The sequence below is a fragment of the Phycicoccus flavus genome (assembly GCF_004025965.2).
GTDB classification, from domain to species: Bacteria; Actinomycetota; Actinomycetes; order Actinomycetales; family Dermatophilaceae; genus Phycicoccus; species Phycicoccus flavus.
In genome coordinates this window covers 1-22,161 of sequence record NZ_SAYU02000002.1, presented here as the reverse complement: position 1 = coordinate 22,161, position 22,161 = coordinate 1, and the positions used below count along the sequence as shown (strand labels likewise).

Annotated in this window: 21 protein-coding genes; 11 read left to right on the top strand and 10 right to left on the bottom strand. The window is 76.1% G+C overall.

All coding sequences use genetic code 11. The annotated features are described in order from the left end of the window. Positions 1–65 precede the first annotated feature (65 nt). On the top strand, positions 66–1,157 hold the full coding sequence (locus EPD83_RS01250) for an NAD(P)-dependent alcohol dehydrogenase (RefSeq protein WP_128367299.1): 1,092 nt from the start codon (positions 66–68) through the stop codon (positions 1,155–1,157). A gap of 182 nt (positions 1,158–1,339) precedes the next feature. Then, complete coding sequence (locus EPD83_RS01245) at positions 1,340–2,218, top strand: aquaporin (protein WP_128367300.1); 879 nt, start codon at positions 1,340–1,342, stop codon at positions 2,216–2,218. Here the strand turns inward: EPD83_RS01245 and EPD83_RS01240 are convergent. Continuing rightward, complete coding sequence (locus EPD83_RS01240) at positions 2,151–3,056, bottom strand: ceramidase domain-containing protein (RefSeq protein WP_164896538.1); 906 nt, start codon at positions 3,054–3,056, stop codon at positions 2,151–2,153. The two genes, EPD83_RS01245 and EPD83_RS01240, sit on opposite strands and share 68 nt — an antisense overlap. Positions 3,057–3,173: 117 nt before the next feature. Here EPD83_RS01240 and EPD83_RS01235 point away from each other — a divergent pair, with 117 nt between their 5' ends. Then, entirely contained in the window at positions 3,174–4,163 is a 990-nt protein-coding gene (locus tag EPD83_RS01235) for a malate dehydrogenase (protein WP_128367301.1), read from the top strand. Positions 4,164–4,730: 567 nt separating this feature from the next. Here the strand turns inward: EPD83_RS01235 and EPD83_RS01230 are convergent. Continuing rightward, positions 4,731–5,660: a type IV toxin-antitoxin system AbiEi family antitoxin domain-containing protein gene (locus EPD83_RS01230; RefSeq protein ID WP_165566126.1), complete on the bottom strand. Its 930-nt coding sequence runs from the start codon at positions 5,658–5,660 to the stop codon at positions 4,731–4,733. Positions 5,661–6,000: 340 nt separating this feature from the next. Here EPD83_RS01230 and EPD83_RS01225 point away from each other — a divergent pair, with 340 nt between their 5' ends. Then, positions 6,001–6,930, top strand: a complete 930-nt coding sequence (locus EPD83_RS01225; protein WP_128368319.1) for a mechanosensitive ion channel family protein — start codon at positions 6,001–6,003, stop codon at positions 6,928–6,930. Positions 6,931–7,227: 297 nt separating this feature from the next. Here the strand turns inward: EPD83_RS01225 and EPD83_RS01220 are convergent, their stop codons facing one another. Then, on the bottom strand, positions 7,228–8,331 hold the full coding sequence (locus EPD83_RS01220) for a calcium:proton antiporter (protein ID WP_128367374.1): 1,104 nt from the start codon (positions 8,329–8,331) through the stop codon (positions 7,228–7,230). Next, positions 8,331–9,200 (bottom strand): bifunctional methylenetetrahydrofolate dehydrogenase/methenyltetrahydrofolate cyclohydrolase, encoded by an 870-nt coding sequence (locus EPD83_RS01215; RefSeq protein WP_128367375.1) that lies wholly within the window; start codon positions 9,198–9,200, stop codon positions 8,331–8,333. Before EPD83_RS01215 ends, EPD83_RS01220 begins: the two co-directional genes overlap by 1 nt. Before the next feature lie 268 nt (positions 9,201–9,468). On the opposite strand from EPD83_RS01215, the gene EPD83_RS01210 reads away from it, so the two are divergent. Together EPD83_RS01210 and EPD83_RS01205 are read left to right on the top strand one after the other, a co-directional pair. Then, positions 9,469–9,819 (top strand): hypothetical protein, encoded by a 351-nt coding sequence (locus EPD83_RS01210; RefSeq protein WP_128367376.1) that lies wholly within the window; start codon positions 9,469–9,471, stop codon positions 9,817–9,819. Positions 9,820–9,937: 118 nt separating this feature from the next. Further along, on the top strand, positions 9,938–11,134 hold the full coding sequence (locus tag EPD83_RS01205) for a DUF418 domain-containing protein (protein WP_165566125.1): 1,197 nt from the start codon (positions 9,938–9,940) through the stop codon (positions 11,132–11,134). Here the strand turns inward: EPD83_RS01205 and EPD83_RS01200 are convergent. Genes EPD83_RS01200 through EPD83_RS01185 form a run of 4 tightly spaced genes read right to left on the bottom strand, consistent with a single transcriptional unit; the run spans position 11,098 to position 15,366 of the window. After that, positions 11,098–11,592: a GNAT family N-acetyltransferase gene (locus tag EPD83_RS01200; RefSeq protein WP_205859366.1), complete on the bottom strand. Its 495-nt coding sequence runs from the start codon at positions 11,590–11,592 to the stop codon at positions 11,098–11,100. The genes EPD83_RS01205 and EPD83_RS01200 overlap by 37 nt on opposite strands. Positions 11,593–11,594: 2 nt before the next feature. Continuing rightward, entirely contained in the window at positions 11,595–13,010 is a 1,416-nt protein-coding gene (locus EPD83_RS01195) for a YlbE family protein (protein ID WP_128366983.1), read from the bottom strand. Beyond that, the gene (locus EPD83_RS01190) at positions 13,007–14,497 is read right to left on the bottom strand and encodes an FdrA family protein (RefSeq protein WP_128366982.1); all 1,491 of its coding nucleotides are present in this window, start codon (positions 14,495–14,497) and stop codon (positions 13,007–13,009) included. The genes EPD83_RS01195 and EPD83_RS01190 overlap by 4 nt, the downstream gene beginning before the upstream one ends. Further along, positions 14,494–15,366: an oxamate carbamoyltransferase subunit AllH family protein gene (locus EPD83_RS01185; RefSeq protein WP_128366981.1), complete on the bottom strand. Its 873-nt coding sequence runs from the start codon at positions 15,364–15,366 to the stop codon at positions 14,494–14,496. The genes EPD83_RS01190 and EPD83_RS01185 overlap by 4 nt, the downstream gene beginning before the upstream one ends. Positions 15,367–15,400: 34 nt before the next feature. Between EPD83_RS01185 and EPD83_RS01180 the strand changes: the two genes are divergently transcribed. After that, on the top strand, positions 15,401–16,747 hold the full coding sequence (locus EPD83_RS01180) for a PucR family transcriptional regulator (RefSeq protein ID WP_128366980.1): 1,347 nt from the start codon (positions 15,401–15,403) through the stop codon (positions 16,745–16,747). A gap of 46 nt (positions 16,748–16,793) precedes the next feature. Here EPD83_RS01180 and EPD83_RS01175 read toward each other — a convergent pair whose 3' ends face one another. Then, on the bottom strand, positions 16,794–17,180 hold the full coding sequence (locus EPD83_RS01175) for a hypothetical protein (protein WP_128366979.1): 387 nt from the start codon (positions 17,178–17,180) through the stop codon (positions 16,794–16,796). Further along, the gene (locus EPD83_RS01170) at positions 17,180–17,755 is read right to left on the bottom strand and encodes a 2'-5' RNA ligase family protein (RefSeq protein WP_235950278.1); all 576 of its coding nucleotides are present in this window, start codon (positions 17,753–17,755) and stop codon (positions 17,180–17,182) included. Before EPD83_RS01170 ends, EPD83_RS01175 begins: the two co-directional genes overlap by 1 nt. Positions 17,756–18,054: 299 nt before the next feature. Between EPD83_RS01170 and EPD83_RS01165 the strand changes: the two genes are divergently transcribed. The 4 genes from EPD83_RS01165 to EPD83_RS01150 all read left to right on the top strand — a co-directional run. Then, a complete protein-coding gene (locus EPD83_RS01165) occupies positions 18,055–19,584 on the top strand; it encodes a uracil-xanthine permease family protein (protein WP_128367239.1) in 1,530 nt (509 codons plus the stop codon). 100 nt (positions 19,585–19,684) lie between these two features. Continuing rightward, on the top strand, positions 19,685–20,560 hold the full coding sequence (locus tag EPD83_RS01160; RefSeq protein WP_128367240.1) for an FAD binding domain-containing protein: 876 nt from the start codon (positions 19,685–19,687) through the stop codon (positions 20,558–20,560). Beyond that, entirely contained in the window at positions 20,557–21,063 is a 507-nt protein-coding gene (locus EPD83_RS01155) for a (2Fe-2S)-binding protein (RefSeq protein WP_128367241.1), read from the top strand. Before EPD83_RS01160 ends, EPD83_RS01155 begins: the two co-directional genes overlap by 4 nt. Further along, on the top strand, positions 21,060–22,161 hold a 1,102-nt coding region (locus tag EPD83_RS01150; protein ID WP_165566124.1), incomplete at its 3' end, for a molybdopterin cofactor-binding domain-containing protein. The genes EPD83_RS01155 and EPD83_RS01150, both read left to right, overlap by 4 nt.

Sequence of the window (22,161 nt, the reverse complement as noted above, 5' to 3'; positions counted from 1 at the left end):
ACAACGTACAGCGTACGCTGCACCCTTCCATCACTGGAACGTACACCGTACGCAAGGAGAGCCCGATGTCCGCCGACGCCGTCCGCCCACCCGCCCCGTCGCACCCGCTCCCGGGACGGCGGCCCGTCCCGGTGCCCGACCCGCCCCCGACGATGACGGCGGTCGTCACCGACCGCTACGGCCCGCCCGAGGTGCTCGCCGTGCGCGAGGTGCCCGTCCCGGCCCCCCGACCGCACGAGGTGCTGGTCGCCGTCGAGGCGTCCTCGCTCAACGCCCTGGACTGGCACCTGCTGACGGGGACCCCCTACCTCGTCCGGCCGGCCAACGGGCTGCTGCGGCCCCGTCGGCGCACGCCCGGCGCCGACGTCGCGGGGACGGTCCTCGCCACCGGGTCGCGGGTCACCGCGTGGCGTCCCGGCGACCGGGTGTTCGGCGAGGCCGCCGGCGGCGGCTGCGCGCCGTACGCCGTCGTCGACGCCGCCCACCTCGTCGCGCTGCCCGCCGAGGTGTCCGCCCGCGACGCCGGCGCCACCCCGGTGGCGGGGGTCACCGCGCTGCAGGCGCTGCGCACCCACGGCCGGGTCCGGTCCGGGGAGCACGTGATCGTCAACGGCGCCGCGGGCGGGGTGGGGACCTTCGCGGTCCAGGTCGCCAAGGCCCTCGGCGCGGAGGTCACGGCGGTCTGCAGCGGCCGCAACGTCGACCTCGTCCGCTCGCTCGGCGCCGACCGGGTGGTCGACCACACCGCCGAGGACGTCACGTCCACCGGGGTGTCCGCCGACGTCGTGCTCGACGGGGTCGGGAACCACCCGGCGTCCGCCTGGCTCCCGCTGCTGCGTCCCGGCGCGCGGTTCGTCGCCATCAGCGGGCCGAAGAGCAACCGCTGGCTCGGGCCGGTGCCCCACCTCGTGCGCACCGCCCTGGCCTTCCGCCGAGCCGAGCCCTCGTTCCACCAGTTCACCGCCGCCCCCGTGCGCGAGGACCTCGAGCAGCTGGGCGCGTGGCTCGCCTCGGGCACGGTGCGGCCGGCCGTCGACCGCGTCGTCGGGCTGGGCGGCGTGGTGGACGCGCTGACCGAGATCGGCGGCGGGCACACCCGCGCCAAGATCGTCGTCGACCCCTCGGTCACGGGGCCCGGCGCACCCTCCGGGCCCTGACCGGCCGGCGCCCGGATGCGCTCCACGAGGACGCGTCCTCGGCACGGTGGCCGGTCACGGGGCCCGGCGCACCCTCCGGGACCTGACCGGCCGGCGCTTCGTGCGCTCCATGAGGACGCGTCCTCGGCACGGTGGCGCGCGTCCGTGGCCGCGCGGGCCCGGCACGCGGCATGCTGGGCGCCATGACGACGCCCCCGACCCGCGCGCTCGCCCCGACGTCCCGTCCGTCCCGTCCGGCCCGGACGACCGGGACGACGCCGACGACGCTCCAGCGGCTCGCCGCCGAGCTGCTCGGCACCTTCACCCTCGTGCTCGCCGTTGCCGGGACGGCCGTGCTGTCCGCCGACGTCGTCGCGCCGAACGTGCTGGCCGGCGGGGCCCTGTCCGTGGGCGTCGGCTACCTCGGGGTGGCGGCGGCCGCGGGGCTCGGCTTCGCCGCCATGGCGTACGCGGTCGGCCACGTCTCGGGCGCGCACTTCAACCCGGCCGTCACCGTGGGCGCCGCCGTCGCGCGCCGGTTCGAGTGGCGCGACGTCCCCGGCTACCTCGGCGCGCAGGTCGCCGGGGGGCTGCTCGCCGGGCTCGCGGTGTGGTCGATCTCGCGCGGCCGGCTCGGCGGACGCTCCGGCGGCCTCGCCGCCACCGGGTGGGGCGAGCACTCGCCCGGCGGGTACACGCTCATGGCCGTCCTCGTCGCCGAGGTGCTGCTCACGGCCGTGCTCGTCTACGTCGTCCTCGGCGCCACCGACTCCCGCTCCCCCGACGGCGTCGAGCCGCTGGCCATCGGCGCGGCGTACGCGGTCGTCCACCTGCTCGCGCTGCCGCTGTCCGGCGCCGGGCTCAACCCGGCCCGGTCGACCGGGGTCGCGGTGTTCGCCGGCGACGGGGCCCTTCCGCAGCTGTGGCTGTTCTGGGTCGCGCCGCTGCTCGGCGCCGCCATCGCCGGCGCCACCTTCCACCTCGTCACCGGGGTCGACCGCCGCGACCGCGACATCACCGGCTCGATCGCACCCGAGGACGCGCTGGTGGCCGAGGGCGTCGACCCGGACGCCCCGCGCTGACGTCGGCGCGGTCCGGCGCCCGCTCCGCCGTCCAGTGACGGAAGAGGAGGTAGGCGGCGAGGGCGTCGAGGACGTGCCAGACGGCGTGCTGCTGCAGCAGCGCGGACGGGTCGCACCACGGGTGGCCGCCCTTGCCGGTCGTCCAGATGGCGAAGGCCAGCGCGAGGACGCCGACCGACGCCAGGCCGAAGGCGGTGTCCTGCCGCGGCTCCCCGGGCCTGCGCCCGCGGACGACGAGCAGCACCTCGAGGCCGATCGCCAGCCACAGCTCCACCGCGAAGACGGCGTTGCCGACGTGCCCGAGCAGCGGCACCCGCCCGCCCGTCAGGTACACCGCCATCCCCGCCCCGACGGCGAGGACGAAGCCCACGGCCAGCGTCCCCGGTCCCCGCCGGGTCACCCGCATGACGGCATGGGCCACGGCGAACCCGGACAGCAGGAACATGCTCAGCAGGTCCAGGTGCCCCCCGACCTCGGACTGCGTCGCGTGCATCGCCATGCTGCCCGGGCCGAGCAGGACGACGAGCACCGCGAAGGCCGTCGCGAGGGCCGGGTGGCGCCCGAGGGTGTGGCCGAGCCGGGCGGGGCGGCTCGCGCGCACGGCCACCGCGAGGCCGGCGAGCACGAAGCCGAGGTTGCTCCACGTGTTGGCCGGCTGCCGGACCCAGCCGGGGTGCACGGCCTCGCAGAACCCGTCGCCGCGCCCGACGTCGGGGCCGAGCCACCCGTAGCGCGCCGCGGCGGAGGTCAGGCCCACCGAGACGAGCGCCACGAGCGACGCGACCGCCACCGGGCGCAGGTCCCGCGGCGCCCGCGGGTCCCGCCCGGTCTCGCGCACCGGCCCACCCCAGCACACCCGCGGCGACGGCGCCACCGTCACGCGACCTCGGCGCCCGTCGAGGGCGCTGCTAGCGTCGAGCCGACACGACCCGCACACCTGAGAAGGGGTACCTCCGTGAGCAGCACGCCCGTCAAGGTCGCCGTCACCGGCGCCGCCGGCCAGATCGGCTACAGCCTCCTGTTCCGGATCGCGAGCGGCGCGCTGCTCGGTCCGGACACCCCCGTCGAGCTGCGGCTGCTCGAGATCACCCCGGCCCTCAAGGCCCTCGAGGGCGTCGTCATGGAGCTCGACGACTGCGCCTTCCCGACGCTGGCGAAGGTCGAGATCGGCGACGACCCGACCGTCGTCTTCGACGGTGTCAACCACGCCCTGCTCGTCGGCGCCCGCCCGCGTGGCCCGGGGATGGAGCGCGGCGACCTCCTGGAGGCCAACGGCGGCATCTTCGCCCCGCAGGGCAAGGCGCTCAACGAGGTCGCGGCCGACGACGTCCGGGTCACCGTCACCGGCAACCCGGCGAACACCAACGCCCTCATCGCGATGAGCAACGCCCCCGACATCCCTACCGAGCGCTTCTCGGCCCTCACCCGGCTCGACCACAACCGCGCCATCAGCCAGCTGGCGGCCCGGCTCGAGGTCCCGGTCACCGAGATCCGCAGGATGACGATCTGGGGCAACCACTCCGCGACGCAGTACCCGGACCTGTTCCACTGCGAGGTCGGCGGCCGCAACGCCGCCGAGGCCGTCGGCGACCAGGAGTGGCTGGAGAACACCTTCATCCCCACCGTCGCCAAGCGTGGCGCGGCCATCATCGACGCCCGCGGCGCCTCCTCGGCGGCCTCGGCGGCGTCGGCGACCATCGACCACGCCCGCACGTGGGTCGAGGGCACGCCCGACGGCGACTGGGTGTCGATGTCGGTGCGCTCGGACGGCTCGTACGGCGTCGAGGAGGGGCTGGTCAGCTCGTTCCCGGTGACCGTGTCCGGCGGCCGCTGGGAGGTCGTCCAGGGCCTCGACATCGACGACTTCTCCCGCGCGCGCATCGACGCCTCGGTGAAGGAGCTCGCCGACGAGCGCGACGCCGTCAAGGCCCTCGAGCTCATCTGACCCCCACCCTCCCCAACTTTCTCGCCTGATCCCGGAACCTTCGGGTTCGCACCCCCACCGAAGGTGCGCGAACCCGAAGGTTCCGGTGCGTGCCCCCGCTGGTGCGTCACGCGCGACGTCGGAGCGCGCGCTCAGACCCTCCTGCAGCGCCGCGGTCGGAGGGCCGGAGCGCCGGCCGCCGGGTCCCCGCCGACGGCAGGGCTCATGCGCCCACCGCATCTCGCGCGGTCTCGTCGCGACAAGGCGGCCCGGACGCGCGCGAGTGTCACGCCGCGACGCCGGCGGCCGGTTGCGCGTGGCAGTCAGGGGATGACGACGACGGCGCGGGATCCTCGCGTCGAGTCAGGCGAGTCACAGGTGACAACGGCGGCCCGGGATCCTCGCGTCGAGTCAGGCGAGTCACGCGGTGACAACGGAAGCCGGGGATCCTCGCCACGGGTCAGGCCAGTCACGCAGTGTCAACGGCAGCCCGGGATCCTCGCGACGAGTCAGGCGAGTCACGCGTGACGACGGCGGCCCGGACCCTCGCGGGAGGCAGGACGACGGCGGCCTGGACGCGCGTGGCAGTCAGGCGGCGACGATGGCGGCCCGGACCCGTGCGGCGACGCGTCCCGGGTGCTCGAGGTCGGCCCAGGTCACCCGGACCACGACGTACCCGAGGCGGCGGAGCCGGTCCTCCCGCCGCTTCTCGGCCCACAGCACCGCCGGGTCCCCCGACCCGTACTTGACCTTGCCGTCGAACTCGACGATGACGTGGGTCCCCTCGACGAGGAAGTCGACCCTCCCCACGAGCTCGCCGTCGTCGTCGCGCACGTCGACCTGCGGTGTCGCGACGATCCCGGCCACGGCCAGGTCGAGGGCGCAGCGGGACTCGCCCACCGACTCCCGGCGCCCGTCGCAGTGGCGCACCGCGGCCACCGCGCGCGTGGCGTGGGGCCAGGTCTGGACGGCCGCGACCATCTGGTCCAGGTCCTCCCGCGTCACCTGACCGGACCGCAGGGCGGCATCCATCGCCACCACCCCGGGAGCCATGCCGTCGTCCATGGCCAGCTGGACCAGCGCGTCGGCCATCTCCACGCTCGGCCCCCAGGGTGACGACCCGAGCGACCGTCCGACCCGCAGCGGCCGCACCCACACCAGCCCCGACCCGCCGCTGCGCCCCACCGGGCGGAGCACCGCAGGTCGTCGGAGGTCGGCCCCCCACAGCGGGACGTCGTGCGCCATTAGCGCCGAGGAGCCGGTGAGGACGGCATCCGGGTACAGGAGGAACGCGCCCGCGACGAGCTGGCGCAGACGGGCCCGGCGCTCGGTCGCCGCCGTCTCCGCGACGAGGTAGAGGCCCCGCCCGGGGTGCTCGAGAACCCCGCGGCCGACGAGGTCCACGAGGGTGGGTGCGGACAGACCGGTCGCGGTGAGCTGGGCCGTCGTGAGGACGCCGTGCTGCTGCCGCGCCAGGTCGAGGGCGAGTGGGTCGAGGGAGGTCGTGGGTCGCGTCATGCCGCCGAGGCTCGTCGTCGAGGCCGGGCCCGCGCGACCCCCGTCGCCGGATCTGTGGACGGCGGCGGGCCGAGGGCCCTCCTGTGGACGACGCCTGCGTCTCCCGGGCCGAGGTCGGTCGGCGCGGCGAGGGCGGACCGCCAAGCTGATCCGGGGCCTGGGCCGCCGAGAGACGGCGTCGGCGCGCCGGGCGCGGGCGGGCGGGCGGATGCTCCGCCCCGGAACGTTCGGGTCCGCGCGCCTTCGGAGGGTGCGCGAACCCGAAAGTTCGGGGATCAGGCGAGAAAGTGGGGACGGGTGGGGCGGATAGCGTGAGGGGCCCCGACCAAGGAGGCCGGCCGTGCCCCTCGCGAGCTCCCCCACGAGCGCCGTCGTCTCGGGCGTCGTCGACGACGTCGCCGCCCGGATGCTCGACACCCTGCTGCGCGCGCTGCCCCGGGTCGCGCTGGCGGTCGGAGTCGTGCTGCTCGCCTGGCTGCTGGCCCGCCTGCTCCGCGCCGTCCTGCGGCGGGTCCTGCGCGGGCACCGGACCCCGAGCTTCGTCAACGTCATGACGACGCTCACCGGGTGGGTCGTCGTCGCAGTCGGCGTGCTGTCGGCGGTCACGATCGTCTTCCCGTCGGTCCGCCCGGTCGACGTCCTCGGCGGGCTCGGCTTCTTCTCCATCGCCGTCGGGTTCGCCTTCCAGGACATCCTCGAGAACACCCTCTCCGGCGTGCTCATGCTCTTCCGCCAGCCGTTCCGCTCCGGCGACCAGATCGAGGTGCAGGGCCAGACCGGCACCGTGCAGGCCATCAGCATCCGCGAGACCCGGATCCGCACCTACGACGGCCAGCTCGTCCTCATCCCCAACCGCGACGTCTACAAGAACGTCATCCGGGTCCAGACCCACTACGAGCGCCGCCGGCTCGCGTTCGTCGTCGGCATCGCCTACGAGAACGACGCCCGGGAGGCGACGCGCGTCGTCGTCGCGGCCCTCGCCGACGTCCCCGGCGTCCTCGCCGACCCCGGGCCCGAGGCCCTGGTGCAGACGCTCGGGGTGTCGACGGTCGACCTCGAGGTGCGCTTCTGGTGCGCGCCGCAGCAGCACGAGGCGCGGCTGGCGCTGGACGCCGCGATCGTCGCGGTCAAGCGCGCCCTGGACGCCGCCGGCATCGAGATGCCCGCCGACATCGTCGCCCTCCAGGCCACCCCGAGCTTCCGCGCCGCCCTCCAGGGCGACGCCGACGTCACGCCCGGCGGCTCGGTCCGCCCCGCCGACCACGGCTGACGGGCCCCGCCGCGGCGGACGGCCTGTGCCGACCGCGGCTGCATCCGCCCCGCCGACCACGGCTGACGGGCCCCGCCGCGGCGGACGGCCTGTGCCGACCGCGGCTGCATCCGCCCCGCCGACCACGGCTGACGGGCCCCGCCGCGGCTGACGTAGCGCGCCGACCGCGGCTGACGTAGCGCGCCGACCGCGGCTGCATCCGCCCGGCCGACCGTGGCTGACGGGCTAGACCACGGCTGACGGAGCGCCCCGGGTGCGGCTGCATCCGCCCCGCCGCGATCGACGGACCTCCCCGGGTCAGGGCGACATCGACAGGAAGAGGAACGCGGCCATGAGCACGAGGTGCACCGTGCCCTGCAGCCGCGTCGCCCGACCCGGCACGACGGTGAGCACCGCGACGACCGCGGTGATCCCGAGCAGCACGATCTGGGTGGTGCCGAGCCCCAGCTGCAGCGGGGTGTCGATCCACACCGACGCCACCGCGAGCGTCGGGATGGTGAGGCCGATGCTCGCCATGGCCGAGCCCATCGCGAGGTTGAGCGAGACCTGGATCCGCTCGCGCCGGGCCGCGTTGGCGGCGGCGATGGTCTCCGGCAGGAGGACGAGCAGGGCGATGACGACACCGACGAACGCCAGCGGCAGCCCGGCGGCGAGCACGCCGGCCTCGATGGCGGGCGACTCGACCTTGGCCAGCCCGACGACCGCGACGAGCGAGAGCAGCAGCAGCCCCAGCGACAGGCCGGCCTCGCGGTCCGACGGCGGGTCGGCGTGGTCCTCCTCGTCGACCGGCGCGCCGTCGCGGGCGACGGGCAGGAAGAAGTCGCGGTGCCGCACGGTCTGGGTGACGACGAAGGCGCCGTAGAGCGCGAGTGAAGCGACGGCGGCGAAGGCCAGCTGGCCCGGCGTGAACTCGGGCCCGGGCTCGCCGAGGGTCACGGTCGGCAGCACGAGGCACAGGCCGGCGAGGGCGACGACGGTGCCGAGCGCGCCCCCGGTCCCCTCGGCGTTGAACCGGGCGAAGGTGAAGCGCCGGGCGCCGAGGAAGAGCGAGAGGCCCATGATCCCGTTGAGGGTGATCATCACCGCGGCGAAGACGGTGTCCCGGGCGAGGGTCGAGGCCTGCTCGCCGCCGGAGACCATGAGGGTGACGATGAGCGAGACCTCGATGACGGTGACCGAGACCGCGAGGACGAGCGAGCCGAACGGCTCCCCCACCCGGTGGGCGACGACCTCGGCGTGGTGCACGGCCGCGAGCACGGCGCCGGCGAGGAGCACGGCGACGACGATGACGACGACGGTCCCGATGTCCCGCCCCCACGTCGCGGCCAGGGCGACGAGGGCGACGACGGGCATGACCGTCCACAGCCGGGCCGCGAGCGGACCGGCGGGCGCACCGGCCATCAGCGCTGCGCGGCGGAGCGCTCGGCGGCGTCCACGACGTTGCTGAGCAGCATGGCGCGCGTCATCGGCCCGACCCCGCCGGGGTTGGGCGAGACGTACCCGGCGACGTCCCACACGTCGGGGGCGACGTCGCCGGCGACCCGGCCCTTGCCGGTCTCCTCGTCGACGACCCGCGACACCCCGACGTCGAGCACGGCCGCGCCGGGCTTGACCATCTCCCCGGTGACGATGCCCGGGACGCCGGCGGCGGCGATGACGACGTCGGCCTGGCGCACCTCGGCGGCGAGGTCGCGGGTCCCGGTGTGGCACAACGTGACCGTGGCGTTCTCGGAGCGGCGGGTGAGGATGAGCCCCAGCGGCCGGCCGACGGTGAGGCCGCGGCCGACGACGACGACCTTGGCCCCGGCGATCGGCACGTCGTAGCGGCGGAGCAGCTCGATGCAGCCGACCGGGGTGCACGGCAGCGGCGCGGTCTCCCCGAGCACGAGCCACCCGAGGTTCGTCGGGTGCAGGCCGTCGACGTCCTTGGCGGGGTCGACGGCGGAGAGGATCGCGTTCTCGTCCAGGCCGGTGGGCTGCTGGACGATGAAGCCGGTGCACGCGGGGTCCTCGTTGAGCTCGCGGACGACGGCGAGCACCTCGTCCTGCGTCGTGCCGGCGGGCAGGTCGCGGCGGATCGAGTGCACCCCGATCTCCGCGCAGTCGGTGTGCTTGGCCCCGACGTACCAGCGCGACCCGGGGTCCTCGCCGACGAGGACCGTCCCGAGGCCGGGCACCACCCCGCGGTCGGCGAGCGCGGCCACACGCGCGCGCAGCTCGTCCTTGATCGTCGCGAGGATGGCCTTGCCGTCGAGAGTCGTCGCCGTCACGGGCCCATCCTCCCATCGCCGCGGCCCACGGCGGGAGGAGGCCGACGGGGCGACGCCCTCTGACCGTCGCCGCCCCGCCGGGGTGCTCCGGGGGGCGACGCCCTCTGACCGTCGTCACCCGCCGGGATGTCCGTCGGGGCCGGCACGCGCACCACGCCGCCTGGCTCCCGGGACCACCCGTCGTTCGCCACCGCGCGCGGGCACGGATGGTCCACCCCGCTGTGACCTGCGACACACGCCGCGGCCACGAGGCCGCTACCGTGACGCCATGGCGAGGTACGAGGTCAACCCCGACGCCGTCGCGCACGTGCGCCGCCTCATCGACGCGCGCCAGTACGTCCTGGACAGCGACTGGGGCGAGGTGCAGCCGGACGCCGCCGCCCAGAACGCCTACCTCGAGCGGCACTCGTGGGAGGAGTACGCGGCCTGGCACCTTGGTCTCACCGACGGGGCGGCCGAGGAGACCAAGGCGCGGCACGCCTTCGTCGTCGGCGACTTCCGCCGGGTCCACCGCACCGGGCTCATCGCGTGCGTCTACCGGGCCTCGGAGTGGCGGCACAAGGACGTCGAGCTCGCCGCGCACGACCTGCTCCAGCATCTGGACGCCACGAGCGGCTGACCGCGGCGACCGCACCCGCCACCCCCGGGGCGGCGACGCCGACGCCGACCCGGACGTCATCGGATCAAGACCGACGACCCCTCGCCGTCACCGCCCCCGAGTGACTAGCGTGGCGCCTGTGGCGAGCGAGGTCGGGCACTCCGCCACCGGGACACCGGGGGCCGATCCGGCGAGCCCCGGGAACGGCGGCCGGCACCGGTCCACGCCGCACCACGGACGCGCCCCCGGCGCCGCCCGGCCCGGCGCCACCGGCGACCGCCTGGCCGGCCTCGACGCGGCCCGCGGCCTCGCCGTCCTGTCGATGCTCGTCGCGCACCTCAGCCCCGTCGGCGGGGTCCTCGACCTCTCGGAGTACCTCACCGCCCCCCTCTTCGCCGTGACCATCGGCGCCGCCATGGGCCTCGCGCTCGCCCGGCCGCACGTCGACCGTCTGCGCTTCGTCCTCGACAACGCCCTGCGCGGCGTGCTCCTCGTCCTGCTCGGCGTCGTCCTCCAGGCCCTGTACTGGCAGATCGACGTCGTCCTGCCCTACCTCGGGGTCCTCGTCGTCGTCCTCGCGCCTTTCGCGCTGCTGCTGCGACCGGTGCCCGTGCTCGCCGTCGGCCTCGTCGTCGCCGGCGCCGTCCTCGGACCGGTCGTCACCGAGCGGGCCCGCGAGGCCGTGGCCGCCGGCACGGCCGCCACCGGGCTGACTCGCGACCTCGTGCTCTGGACGGCGACCGGGCCGAGCTACCGGCTCGTGTCCTTCCTGCCGATGGCGCTGGCCGGGGTCCTGCTCGCCGCTCTGCTGCCCCGCCTGACCCGGCCGGGGCTGCCGGCCGCGCTCGCCGCGGTCCTCGTCACCACCAGCGGCGTCGTCCACGTCCTCGGGCTGCGCACGGCCGACGGGGCGGCCCCCTACTCCGGCAGCACGGCCGAGGTCGTCGCCGCGACCTTCCTCGCCGCCGGGGCGGTCGCAGCGTCGTTCGCGCTCGTCGCGCTGGCCCGGGCCGCCGTGCCGGTGGTCTCCCCCGTGCTCGGCCGGCTGCTGCTGCCCGTGCTCGCGGTCGGCCGGCTGGCCCTCACGGCCTACACGCTGCAGGTCCTCGTGCTCGCCGTCATCGCCGGGGTCCGGGACGGGGCGCGCGACGACACCTGGCCGGTGCTCCTCACGACGACGGCCGTCGTCGTCGGCGCCTGCTGGGCACTGGACCGCTTCGCCGGCACGGGACCCCTGGAGGTCTTGGTCCGGGCCGCGCGGGTCCCCGAGCGCGGCCGTCACGGCGGCCCGCGCCGGTCTCAGCCGGCGGCGTCGGGGGACGTCGGCCCGACGTAGAGCAGCATCCGCCCCTCCGCCCCGGGCTCGACGTTGACGAACCCGTGCCGCTCGTAGAACCGGCGAGCGCCGTCGTCCGGCTCGTCGACGGGGATGTGCAGCTCCGGGGCGCCGCGGTCGGCCACCGCCGAGCGCGCCCGGGCCAGCAGCGCGGAGCCGATGCCGCCGCCGCGACGCCCGGGGACGACGTAGAGCTCCTCGAGCTGGGCCACCGGCCCGTCGAACCAGATGGCGGGCCGCAGCGTCAGCAGGGCGAAGCCGACCGCCTCGGCCGCGCCGTCCGGCCCCGCGTCCTCGGCGACGAGGGCGAGCACCGGGTCGAGGGGGAGGATGCGGGCGAAGCGCGCCGCCAGGACGTCCACCGGGTCGGGCCCGGTGTCGAACTCGGTGTCGAAGTCCCACAGCAGCCGCGCCAGCGTCGGGGCGTCGTCGGCCCCGGCCCGCCGGACGACGGCCACGACTACTCCCCCCGCGCAGGCACGGCGTCGGCCAGCGCGGCGATGGCCCCGGTGAAGCACTCGGCGGGCGGCGTGACGAGGCCGGCACCCACCTGCCCGGTCCCGGCGACGCGGCCGGCCATCCCGGTGTTGATCTGCGGCAGCTCCCCGGTGCGCACGACGAGCGCGGTGTCGATGCCGACCGGCGTCCCGCGGAAGCCGAGGACCGGCACCTGGTAGACGGGGTGCTCCCCCACCGTCACCTCGTACATCCGGCGGGTGGCGGCGAGGGCGAAGGGGACGTCCCCGCCGACGAACCGGACGATGGCCGGCGCGGCGGCCATGGCGAAGCCGCCGATGCCGCCGGTCTCGGTGATCGCCGAGTCGCCGATGTCGGGGTTGGCGTCGTCCGGGCCGAAGTCGCCGAGGAAGAGCCCTTCCGGCGTGTTGGCCGGACCGGTGAACCACGCGTCGCCGGTGCCCGCGGTGCGGATGCCGAAGTCGGTGCCGTTGCGGGCCATCGTCGTGACGACGGTGGACCCGGGGATGCCCTCGGCCGCCAGCGTCGCGAGCTTGCAGGCCGGCATCCCGAGGTTGAGGAAGAAGTGCTCGTTGGCGCCGGAGAACCGGACCGCCTCGGCCACGTCGGACGACGACGCGTCGGCGGTGATCATCCCCGGCAGCAGCTCGCGCAGGAGCATGAGCGACCCCGCGCGGTTGCGGTTGTGGCCCTCGTCGCCCATCTGGAGCATCTGCGCGACGATCGCGCGCACGTCCACCGGGCCGACGGAGCGCACGGCCTGCTGGAGGATCGGGCCGAGCACCCCGCCCATCCAGCGCAGCCGGTCGATCACCTCCGGGCCGTAGGCGCCGTAGCGCAGCACCTTGCCCAGGCCCTCGTTGAGCGAGCACCACGAGTCGTTGCCGTGCACCTCGTCGCGCAGCACGTAGACCCACATCGACGGGCCGACGACCCCGGCCATCGGGCCGACGCCGCCGCGGTGGTGGCAGGGCTCGAGGTCGTAGGCGCCGGCGGCCAGCTGCTGCTCGGCCTCCTCGGCGGTGTCGGCGAGCCCCTCGAGCAGCACGGCCCCGACGAGCGCGCCCCGCAGCGGCCCGGAGGCCCGCTCCCACTCGATGGGCGGACCGGCGTGCAGGAACGTGCCGCGCTCGAGGCCGACGACCTCGGAGGCCGGTCGGACGTCGACGAGCGCGGCCTCGGCGGACGTCATCCGCTCCAGGGCCAAGGCGTTGGCGTCGGCCCGGCGCGGGTCGGCCATGACCCGGGCCAGGGCGTCCTCGGTGCCGGGCAGCGGCGGGCGCCAGCCGGCGTCGAGCACCGGCACGGCCTGCTCGCGCAGGGTGTCCGCGAAGAGGGCGACGCCGGAGGTCGCGACGACCGGGTCGGCGGTGAGCAGGCCGTGCAGCGGGGCGGTCATCGGGCTCCTCCGAGCAGGTCGAGCGCGTGCCGCGCGGCGGCGGCGTTGGAGCGGAACACCGACGCACCCGCCGCGACGAGAGCGTCGGTGCACCGGTCCAGGCCTTGCGGGTCGCCCTCGGTGCCGCACAGCGAGACGACGACCGGCAGCGCCCGGCCGTCCGCGTGGGCGGTCTCGCGGGCCGCCCGCACGACGCCGGCCAGGTCGTCGGCGGGGTCGGGCTGGGCGCCGTGACCGAGGACGAGGTCGAGCAGCAGGACCCCGCACGTGGGGTCGGCGGCCTCGGCGGCGATCCGCTCGTGCCGCAGCGTGGGGTCGATCATCGGGTGGGCACGGCCGCGGGTCAGCTCGTCGGCGCCGAAGTCGACGACCGCGTGGCCGTCGGTGCGCAGGTCCGGCCCGAGCGGCGTGCCGAGGCCGAGGTTGCTGCCCACGGCGCCGAGGGCGTCGGCGGCCAGCAGCAGGGCCTCCTGGGCCAGGGTGCCGCCGCAGAACAGCCCGCGCAGGGCGGGGCCGCGGGTGAGGCCGGCGTCGTCCGCGGGTACGGCGGTGGCGGCCCACTCCGGGACGGCGACGCCCTCGGCGGCGAGCGCGGACTCCACGGCCGCGGTGAGGTCGGGCCGGCCGGCGCCGAGCGTCGCCCAGTGGACGCGCAGCCCGAGGTCGGCGACGTCCTGCTCGACGGCGGCGAGGACGGCCCCGTCCGGCGGCTTGGAGACGAGGACGACCCACTCCGTGGCGTCGTCGGCGGCGAGGGCCCGCAGCGCCTGACGGGTCGAGCGGCCGCCGACCTCGGCGCCGAGGTCGCGGCCGCCGACCCCGAGGCAGTGCGACACCCCGACGCCGGCGGCGTCGAGCAGGCACATGACCTGCTGGGCGCCGGTGCCGGACGCGGCGAGGACGCCCGCCGGTCCGGGCCGGACGACGTTCGCGAACCCCAGGGCGACCCCGCCGACGAGCGCGGTGCCGCAGTCGGGGCCCATGACGAGGAGGTCGGCGGCGGCCGCGGTGTCCTTGAGCGCGACCTCGTCGGCGACGGAGACGTTGTCCGAGAAGAGCATGACCGAGGCGCCGGCGGCCAGGGCGTCGTAGGCCTCGGTGACGGCGTGCTCGCCGGGCACCGACACCAGGGCCAGCCCGGCACCGGATCGGCGCACGGCCGACCCGAGCGTGCGCGGCGGCACCTCGTCCTGCGAGCCGGTGCCGGCGGACCCGGCGGAGAGGGCGGCCAGGGCGTCGTCGACGGCGGCGAGACCGGCGGACACGTCGTCGTCGCCGGCGGTGCGCAGGGCGACGACGAGGTCGTTGGGGCCGGCCGCGGCGGGGACCTCGAAGCCCATGCCGGTGAGGACCTCGACGTTGAGCCCGGTGGCCATGGCGACCTGCGCGGCCTCGACCCCGGGCGTGCCCGCGACGGCGCGGGAGACCTGGAGCAGGCTCACGGAGTCGTGGTACGCCCCGCGCCGGAGCTCGACGTGCTGGGTCATGCGGCGGTCCTTCCGTGGAGGACGAGGGTGTCGAGGGCGGCGGCGACCCCGGCGACGAGGTCGCGGCCGGAGGTGTGCCCGACGGCGAGGACCGCGGGCAGGGCGGAGGTCACGCCGGCCACGTCGCCCCGGGCCGCGGCCTCGGCGAGGTCGACGGCCTCGTGGGTCGCCCACCCCCCGGCGGCGGCGTCGAGGAGGGCGGCGGAGACGGCGGTCGTCGTCGTGAGCCGGGAACGGACGGCGGCGGCCAGCGGGTCGGCGGCGTCGGGACGGTCGCGCGGGTCGCGCCGGGGTCCGTCGGCGCGGCCCGGTCGCGGGTCGTGGCCGAGGGCCCGGCGGACCAGGAGCGCCCCGGCCACCGCGTCGTCGCCGCTCGGGGTGAGGCCGGGTCCGCGGCCGAGGAGGGTCGCGACGGCCTCCGGCGCGCCGCGCAGGGCCCGGGCGATCCCGGCGGCCAGCCACCCGGGGGCGTCGCCGAGGGCGCCGGCGAGGAGGTCGAGGACGGCGCGGGCCGCGGCCTCCGAGGGCGGGGTGCCGCGCCGGACGCGGGCCGGGCGCCACGTGCGCACGCCCCGGACGGTGGGCCCGGGCAGCCGGACGCAGCCCGCCCCGACGACGACGACGTCGCCGCACCCCGCGCGCAGGTCGAGGTGCGCGGACGTCACGCCGAGCCGGACCGCCCCCGGGAGGGCGAGGGCGTCGGCCGCGAGGACGGGCAGGACGCGGTCGCCGACGCCGAGGTACACCCCGACCCGCGGGGCGGCGAGGACGACGGCCGGACGCCGGGGACCGCGGACGAGGTCGGCGGTGAGGGGGGAGAGAGCGCCCGGGAGGGCCACCGGTCGTGCGGACGCGGTGGGCGAAGGCATGAAGCGACGCTAGTGACGCGGCTACAGTGGCCGGATGGTGAGAGTTGCCAACGATGGACCCGGTGACTCCCAGACCTTGCCAGCCGACACCGACGACGTCGCACGTCTCCGGGCGCTCGTCGACCAGCAGCGGGCCCTGCTCGAGCGCGAGGACGAGGTGCACCGGGTCCTCGTCCGGGTCGTCCTCGACGGCGGCGGGCTCGCGGAGGTCGCGGCCGCCGTCGCCGGGTTCTTCCGGGGCGCGGCGGTCGTCGCCACGACGGACGGGCGGGTGCTCGCGAGCGCCGGCGCGCTGCCCGAGGACCGTTCGCCGCTGGAGCTGGACTGCTTCGACCGCACCGGCCGGCTGCTCGTCGAGGACGAGCCGGTCGGGCGCCGGGACACCGGAGGGCGGGCGGACCCGTCGCGGGCCTTCGTCCGGGTCGTCGCCGGCGCCTCCGAGATCGGGGTGCTCGGCGCGTTCTCGCCCGGGCCGCCGTTCGAGGCCGCCGACGTGCACATGCTCGAGCGCGCCGCCACCGTCGCCGCGCTGGCCGTCACCAAGGAGCAGGCCGTCGCCGCGGTCGAGGGCAAGTACCGGGCCGAGTTCCTCCGCGACGCCCTGGCCGGACGGGCGGGGGACCCGGTGGACGCCGCCTCGCACGCGGCGTCGCTGGGCTGGGACATCGACCGGCCGCTCGTCGTCGTCGTCGCCGAGACCGACGAGAACGACGCCGAGACCACCCGGACGGCCGAGGAGGTCCGCAGCCTCCAGGAGCGCTTCGTGCGGGCCTGGACCCAGGCGGTGCGGGCCCGGGACACCAGCGTCGCCGTCGCCGGGTTCAGCCAGGAGGTCGTCGTCCTGCTGCCGGTGGCCGAGGACGCCGACGCCGACGCCGTGCTGCGCCCGGTCGACCAGCTCGTGCGCGTGGTCCGGGGCGACGGCGGGGGCGGCCGGCGGACCTTCACCGCCGGGGTCTCCCGGCTCGTCACCTCACCCGCGGACCTGCCGCGGGCCTACGACGAGGCGCTGACCGCCGTCCACGTCGGGCGTCAGGTCGACGGCGGGTCGGGGCTCGCGCACTTCGACCGGCTCGGGATCTACCGGCTGCTCGCCCTCGTGCCGGAGTCCGCGGACCTGCGGCGCTTCGTCACCGAGAGCCTCGGCGACCTCGCCACCGACGACGCTCCGGAGAACGCCGACCTGCGCCACACCCTGTCGGTGCTCATCGACACCAACCTCAACGTCGCCGAGACCGCGCGCCGGCTCTTCTTCCACTACAACACCCTGCGCTACCGGATCGCCAAGCTCGAGCGGATGCTCGGCCCCTTCACGACCGACCCGCAGCTGCGCCTCACCCTGGCCCTCGCCCTGCGGGTCCACCGGATGCGCGGGATCTGAGGGCGCCGCATCCGAGGCGCGGCCCGACGGCGGACGCGACAGGGCGTCAGCCGCCGATGGCGGAGGCGAAGCCGTCGACGTCGGCGACCGTGAAGGTGGCGCCGGGGTGGCGGATCCGACCGGTGGGGTCGATGGCGGGCACCGTGGTGGCGAAGGAGACGCAGACACCGCGGTCACCGTTGGTCGCGAACGTCACGCCGTGGTCGGTGAAGGACAGGTGCGGCGGGCCGACCGTCTTGAGGAAGGCGTAGCCGCCGGTCGTCGTGGTCCCGGTGACGTTGTCGAGGGGGGTGTCGAGCCGCCACAGCCCGAACCGGCAGCGCAGCCGCCCGTCCCCCACCTCCACCCAGGCGGTCCCCGGGGTGATGCCCAGCGGGAGCGCCGCGAGCCGGTAGCGGGTGTCGAAGGCGAACTCGAAGCGGTGCGGCGTCATCACCCGACGCTACGGCCTGCGGCGCCCTCGCCCGGCGCCGTCCGCCTGCCGGTCAGCGGCTCGTCGAGCCTGGCCTGCGAGTCCCAGTGCCGTGCCGCCTCCAGGACCACGGCCCGGTCCCCGACGCCCTCCGGCTGCTCGGCCCGGCCGAGGACCTCGAGCGCGCGGGCCGCCTGCTCGGCGGTGAGGCGCCGGGCGAGCGTCATGTGCGGCGTCCAACGCCCGGGCACGAGGAGGTCGCTGGCCAGGGGTCCGAGCCGCTCGACGAGGCCGCCGTGCAGCGCCAGCAGGTCCGAGGACGCAACGACGAGCCGGGCCAGGACGAACGGGCCGCGGCCGAAGACCAGCGGCGCGCCGAGGTGCGCGGCCAGCGGCAGCGCCGCCAGCGGGGCCAGGGCGTCCGCCCGGCGCGCCTCCTCCGGCCAGCCCTCCGTCATCGTCACCGTGACGTGCGGGCGGTTCGACGCGCTGCGGTGCCGCGACTGGTTCGGCAGGTCGGCCGCCTCCAGCGCCTCCCACTCGGCGCGGACGGCGGCGTCCGAGGCATCGTCCAGGAGCAGCTCGACGTGGTGCACCCGCCCATCATCGCCGGAGTCGTCCGGCGCGAGGACGGAGCGCGGCGAGGTCCCGGCCCGGACGTCCGCCGGCCCGGGCGCACGGGCGCCGCCCCCGGGCCGCGCAACACGATCGTCACGCGGCGGACGCCCGCCCGTGACCCCCGGCGCGCACCGTCGCCACCTTGCCAACGGATCGAGCATCCGGTTGTGCAGCATTGCCGAGGGTGTCGCGGGGCGGGCGTCACTAGGTTCCCGGTATCACGGAGCCCGTGACCCGCGCAGCCCCGGCGCGGACCCCCGCAGGAAGGTCACCGCGCATGTCCCTCGGACTCGGTTGGAAGCTCAAGGGCGACGGCTCGTCGCTCGCGCCCGGTGAGGTCGTCGCCCCCGACGAGCGCCTCTCCTGGGGACGCACCGTCGGCCTCGGCGCGCAGCACGTCGTCGCCATGTTCGGGGCGACCTTCGTCTTCCCGCTCATCATGGGGCTGAACCCGCAGCTCGCGATCCTCATGAGCGGCGTCGCGACGATCGCCTTCCTCCTCATCGTCGAGGGCAAGGTCCCGAGCTACCTCGGCACCTCGGCCGCCTTCGTCGGCGGGGTCGCGGCCATCCGCGCCCAGGGCGGGGACTCGGCGGAGGTCACCGGCGCCATCCTCGTCGCCGGGATCGTCCTCGCCGTCGTCGGGGTCGCCATCCATTTCCTGGGCTCGCGCGTCCTGCACGTGGTGCTGCCGCCGGTCGTCACCGGCGCGGTCGTCATGCTCATCGGGTTCAACCTCGCCCCGGTCGTCGCCGGCATCTACTGGCCGCAGGACCAGTGGGTCGCCCTGCTGACGATGCTCTTCACCATCGTCGTCGCCGTCGGCTTCCGCGGCTTCGTCGGCCGCATCGCCATCTTCCTCGCGCTGGTCTTCGGGACGCTCCTGTCCTGGCTGCTCGACGTGGTCATCGGGCCCATCACCTCCGTCCTCGGCGGCGCCACCGAGGCCACGACCCACGACCGCTGGAGCACCGCCGGCATCGGCGAGGCGTCGTGGTTCGGCTTCCCGCAGCAGACGATGGTGGGCGCCGACGGCACCGAGGTCGCCGGCTGGCACCTGCCGACCTTCTCGGGCGCCGCGATCCTCCTGGTCCTGCCGGCGGTCATCGCGCTCATCGCCGAGAACACCGGCCACGTCAAGGCCGTCGCCGAGATGACCCGCACCGACCTCGACCCGGTCATGGGCCGGGCCATCGCGGCCGACGGCGTCGGCACCGTGCTCGCCAGCTCCGTCGGCGGCTCCCCGACGACGACCTACGCCGAGAACATCGGCGTCATGGCGGCCACCCGCGTCTACTCAACGGCGGCCTACTACGTCGCCGCGGTCGTCGCCGTCCTCTTCGGCTTCTCCCCCAAGTTCGGCGCCCTCGTCGCCTCGGTGCCCGGCGGCGTGCTCGGCGGCATCACCGTCGTCCTCTACGGGATGATCGGCCTGCTCGGCGCGAAGATCTGGAAGGAGAACGGGGTCGACTTCGGCAACCCCGTCAACCTCGTGCCGGTCGCGGCCGGGATCATCATCGGCATCGGCGACGTCTCGCTGAGCATCACCCAGGACTTCTCGCTGAGCGGCATCGCCCTCGGCACCATCGTCGTCGTCGCCGGCTGGCACCTGGCCCGCGTCCTCGCCCCGTCCGAGATGCGCGCGGCCGCCGAGGGCGCCGCCATCTCCGTCGGCGACCACGTGTACGGCGACGGGCGGGGGGTCGACGACCTCGGCCGGGCCGGCCGGGCCGGCCGCGACGGCCACGACCCCGCGCCCGGCGACCGCGACCCCGGGCACGACCGGCGGCCCGACCGCCGGGCCTGAGCAGCGCGCCCGCCCCGCCCGACCCCCTGCCGGGCGGGGCGTCGCCTTTCCGGCGCGCCGTCCCTTCCCGAAGCACCCTCCGAGAGGCAGGATCGAGCAGGTGAAGCCCGCTCCCTTCGTCCACCACGCACCCCGGACCGTCGACGAGGCCGTCGCCGCGCTCGTCGCGGCCGGCGGTGACGGCAAGGTGCTCGCCGGCGGGCAGAGCCTCATCCCGCTGCTGTCGATGCGCCTCGCGGCGCCCGGCCACCTCGTCGACCTCGACGGCGTGGCCGGCCTCGACACGATCGAGGTGACCGACACCCACGTGCGGGTCGGCGCGCTCGTCCGGCACGCCGCCCTCGAGGCGCACGACGACGCCGCGACCGCCCTGCCCCTGCTGCGCCAGGCCCTGCGCAACGTCGCCCACCCGGCGATCCGCAGCCGCGGGACGACCGTGGGGTCCATCGCGCACGCCGACCCCGCGGGCGAGATGCCGGCCGTCGCCGTGCTCTCCGGTGCGGTGGTCGAGGCCGTCGGCCCCGGGGGCGCCCGGGAGATCGCGGCCGGGGACTTCTTCGCCGGGCCGCTGGAGACGACGCTGGACCCCGACGAGATCGTCGTCGCCGTCCGCTTCGGCCGCTTCCCGGCCGGCACCCGCACCGCCTTCCTGGAGTCCTCGCGCCGGTCCGGCGACTACGCCCTGGCCGGGGTCGCCGTCGCCGTGCAGGTCGGCGACGACGGGGCGGTCGCCACCGCCCGCGCCTCCTTCGTCGGGGTGACCCCGGTGCCGGACCTGCTCGACCTCGGCGGCGTGCTCGGCGGCCTGCGCCCCGGCGACCCCGTGCCCGGCGGGGTCGCCGACGCCGTGGCCGCCCACGTCGACCCCGAGTCCGACATCCACGCGAGCGCCGACTACCGCCGGATGCTCGCCGCCGAGCTGACCCGCCGCGCCCTCGGGGCGACGCTGGTCGAGACCACCCGAGGAGCCGCATGAGCGCCCCCGCCGCCGACGAGCCGCTGGAGATCACCGTCACGGTCAACGGCGTCCCCCGCACCGCGAGCGCTCCCGCCCGCCGGCTGCTCTCGGACTTCCTGCGCCACGACCTCGGCCTCACCGGCACCCACGTCGGCTGCGAGCACGGGGTCTGCGGCGCCTGCACCGTCCTCGTCGACGGCGAGCCGGCGCGCGCCTGCCTCATGTTCGCCGTCACGGCGCAGGCGCACGCGGTGACGACCGTCGAGGGCGTCGGCGACGACCCCGCCGCCATGAGCCCCGTGCAGCGGGCGTTCGCCGAGTGCCACGCCCTCCAGTGCGGCTTCTGCACCCCGGGCTTCGTCACCACCGTCACCGCCTACCTCCAGGACCACCCCGACCCCAGCGCCGACGAGGCCCGGGAGGCGATCTCGGGCAACCTCTGCCGCTGCACCGGCTACCAGAACATCGTCAAGGCGGTGCTGCGGGCCGCGGAGCTGCGCCGTGCGGAGGCGGGCGCATGAGCACCCGCCAGGTCGGCGAGAAGATCCGCCGCCGCGAGGACCCGCGGCTCCTCACCGGGAACGGCCGCTACGTCGACGACCTCGGCCGCGGCGCCCTGCACGCGGCGTTCGTGCGCAGCCCGCACGCGCACGCGCGGGTGCTCGACGTCGACATCGCCGACGCCTGGGAGCTGGACGGCGTCGAGGCCGTCTACACGTGGGAGGACCTCGACGGCCGGGTCGGCGAGACCCTGCCGGTCCTCATCCCCCACCCGGCGATGACCCACCCGCGCACCGGCCACTGCCTGGCCCGCGACGAGGTCAACCACGTCGGCGAGGCCGTCGTCATGGTCCTGGCCCGCGACCGCTACGTCGCCGAGGACGCCTGCGCCCGCATCACCGTGTCCTACGAGCCGCTGCCCCCCGTCGTCGGGCTCGAGGCCGCCCGCGCGGCCGACCGGCTGGTCCACGACGACGTCCCCGACAACGTCTCGGCCCGCCTGCTCCAGGAGGTGGGCGACGTCGAGGCCGCGCTCGCCGCTGCGCCGAACACCCTCACCCTGGACCTCGAGTTCGAGCGCAGCGCGTCGATGCCGCTGGAGGGCAAGGGCGTCTACGCCCGCTGGGACGCCGACGACGAGTCGCTCCGGCTCTACTCCTCCACCCAGACGAGCACCGGTGTCCGCGCCGCCGTCGCCGCGAAGCTGGAGATGCCCCTGGCCAAGGTCGAGGTCGTCACCCCCGACGTCGGCGGCGGCTTCGGGGTGAAGATCGTCCACCCCTGGCCGGAGGAGGTGCTCGTCCCGTGGGCTGCACGCCGCCTCGGCCGGGACGTCAAGTGGACCGAGGACCGGCGCGAGCACTTCGTCTCCAGCGCCCACGAGCGCGGCCAGCTCCAGGAGGTCACCGTCGGGTTCGACGACGACGGCCGGCTGCTCGCCCTCGACGTGCGGTTCTGGCACGACAACGGCGCCTACACCCCGTACGGGATGATCGTCCCGATCATCACCGCCACCCAGCTGCTCGGGCCGTACAAGCCGGGCGCCTACCGGGTGGAGTTCTGGTCCCTCTACACCAACACCGTCCTCGTCACGCCCTACCGCGGCGCCGGCCGGCCGC

Bases quoted from the DNA above. Each gene is read 5' to 3' on its own strand.
- EPD83_RS01250 (WP_128367299.1), top strand. From the start codon at position 66: ATGTCCGCCGACGCCGTCCGCCCACCCGCCCCGTCGCACCCGCTCCCG.
- EPD83_RS01245 (WP_128367300.1), top strand. From the start codon at position 1,340: ATGACGACGCCCCCGACCCGCGCGCTCGCCCCGACGTCCCGTCCGTCC.
- EPD83_RS01230 (WP_165566126.1), bottom strand. From the start codon at position 5,660: ATGACGCGACCCACGACCTCCCTCGACCCACTCGCCCTCGACCTGGCG.
- EPD83_RS01220 (WP_128367374.1), bottom strand. From the start codon at position 8,331: ATGGCCGGTGCGCCCGCCGGTCCGCTCGCGGCCCGGCTGTGGACGGTC.
- EPD83_RS01210 (WP_128367376.1), top strand. From the start codon at position 9,469: ATGGCGAGGTACGAGGTCAACCCCGACGCCGTCGCGCACGTGCGCCGC.
- EPD83_RS01195 (WP_128366983.1), bottom strand. From the start codon at position 13,010: ATGACCGCCCCGCTGCACGGCCTGCTCACCGCCGACCCGGTCGTCGCG.
- EPD83_RS01190 (WP_128366982.1), bottom strand. From the start codon at position 14,497: ATGACCCAGCACGTCGAGCTCCGGCGCGGGGCGTACCACGACTCCGTG.
- EPD83_RS01185 (WP_128366981.1), bottom strand. From the start codon at position 15,366: ATGCCTTCGCCCACCGCGTCCGCACGACCGGTGGCCCTCCCGGGCGCT.
- EPD83_RS01180 (WP_128366980.1), top strand. From the start codon at position 15,401: ATGGTGAGAGTTGCCAACGATGGACCCGGTGACTCCCAGACCTTGCCA.
- EPD83_RS01175 (WP_128366979.1), bottom strand. From the start codon at position 17,180: ATGACGCCGCACCGCTTCGAGTTCGCCTTCGACACCCGCTACCGGCTC.
- EPD83_RS01165 (WP_128367239.1), top strand. From the start codon at position 18,055: ATGTCCCTCGGACTCGGTTGGAAGCTCAAGGGCGACGGCTCGTCGCTC.
- EPD83_RS01155 (WP_128367241.1), top strand. From the start codon at position 20,557: ATGAGCGCCCCCGCCGCCGACGAGCCGCTGGAGATCACCGTCACGGTC.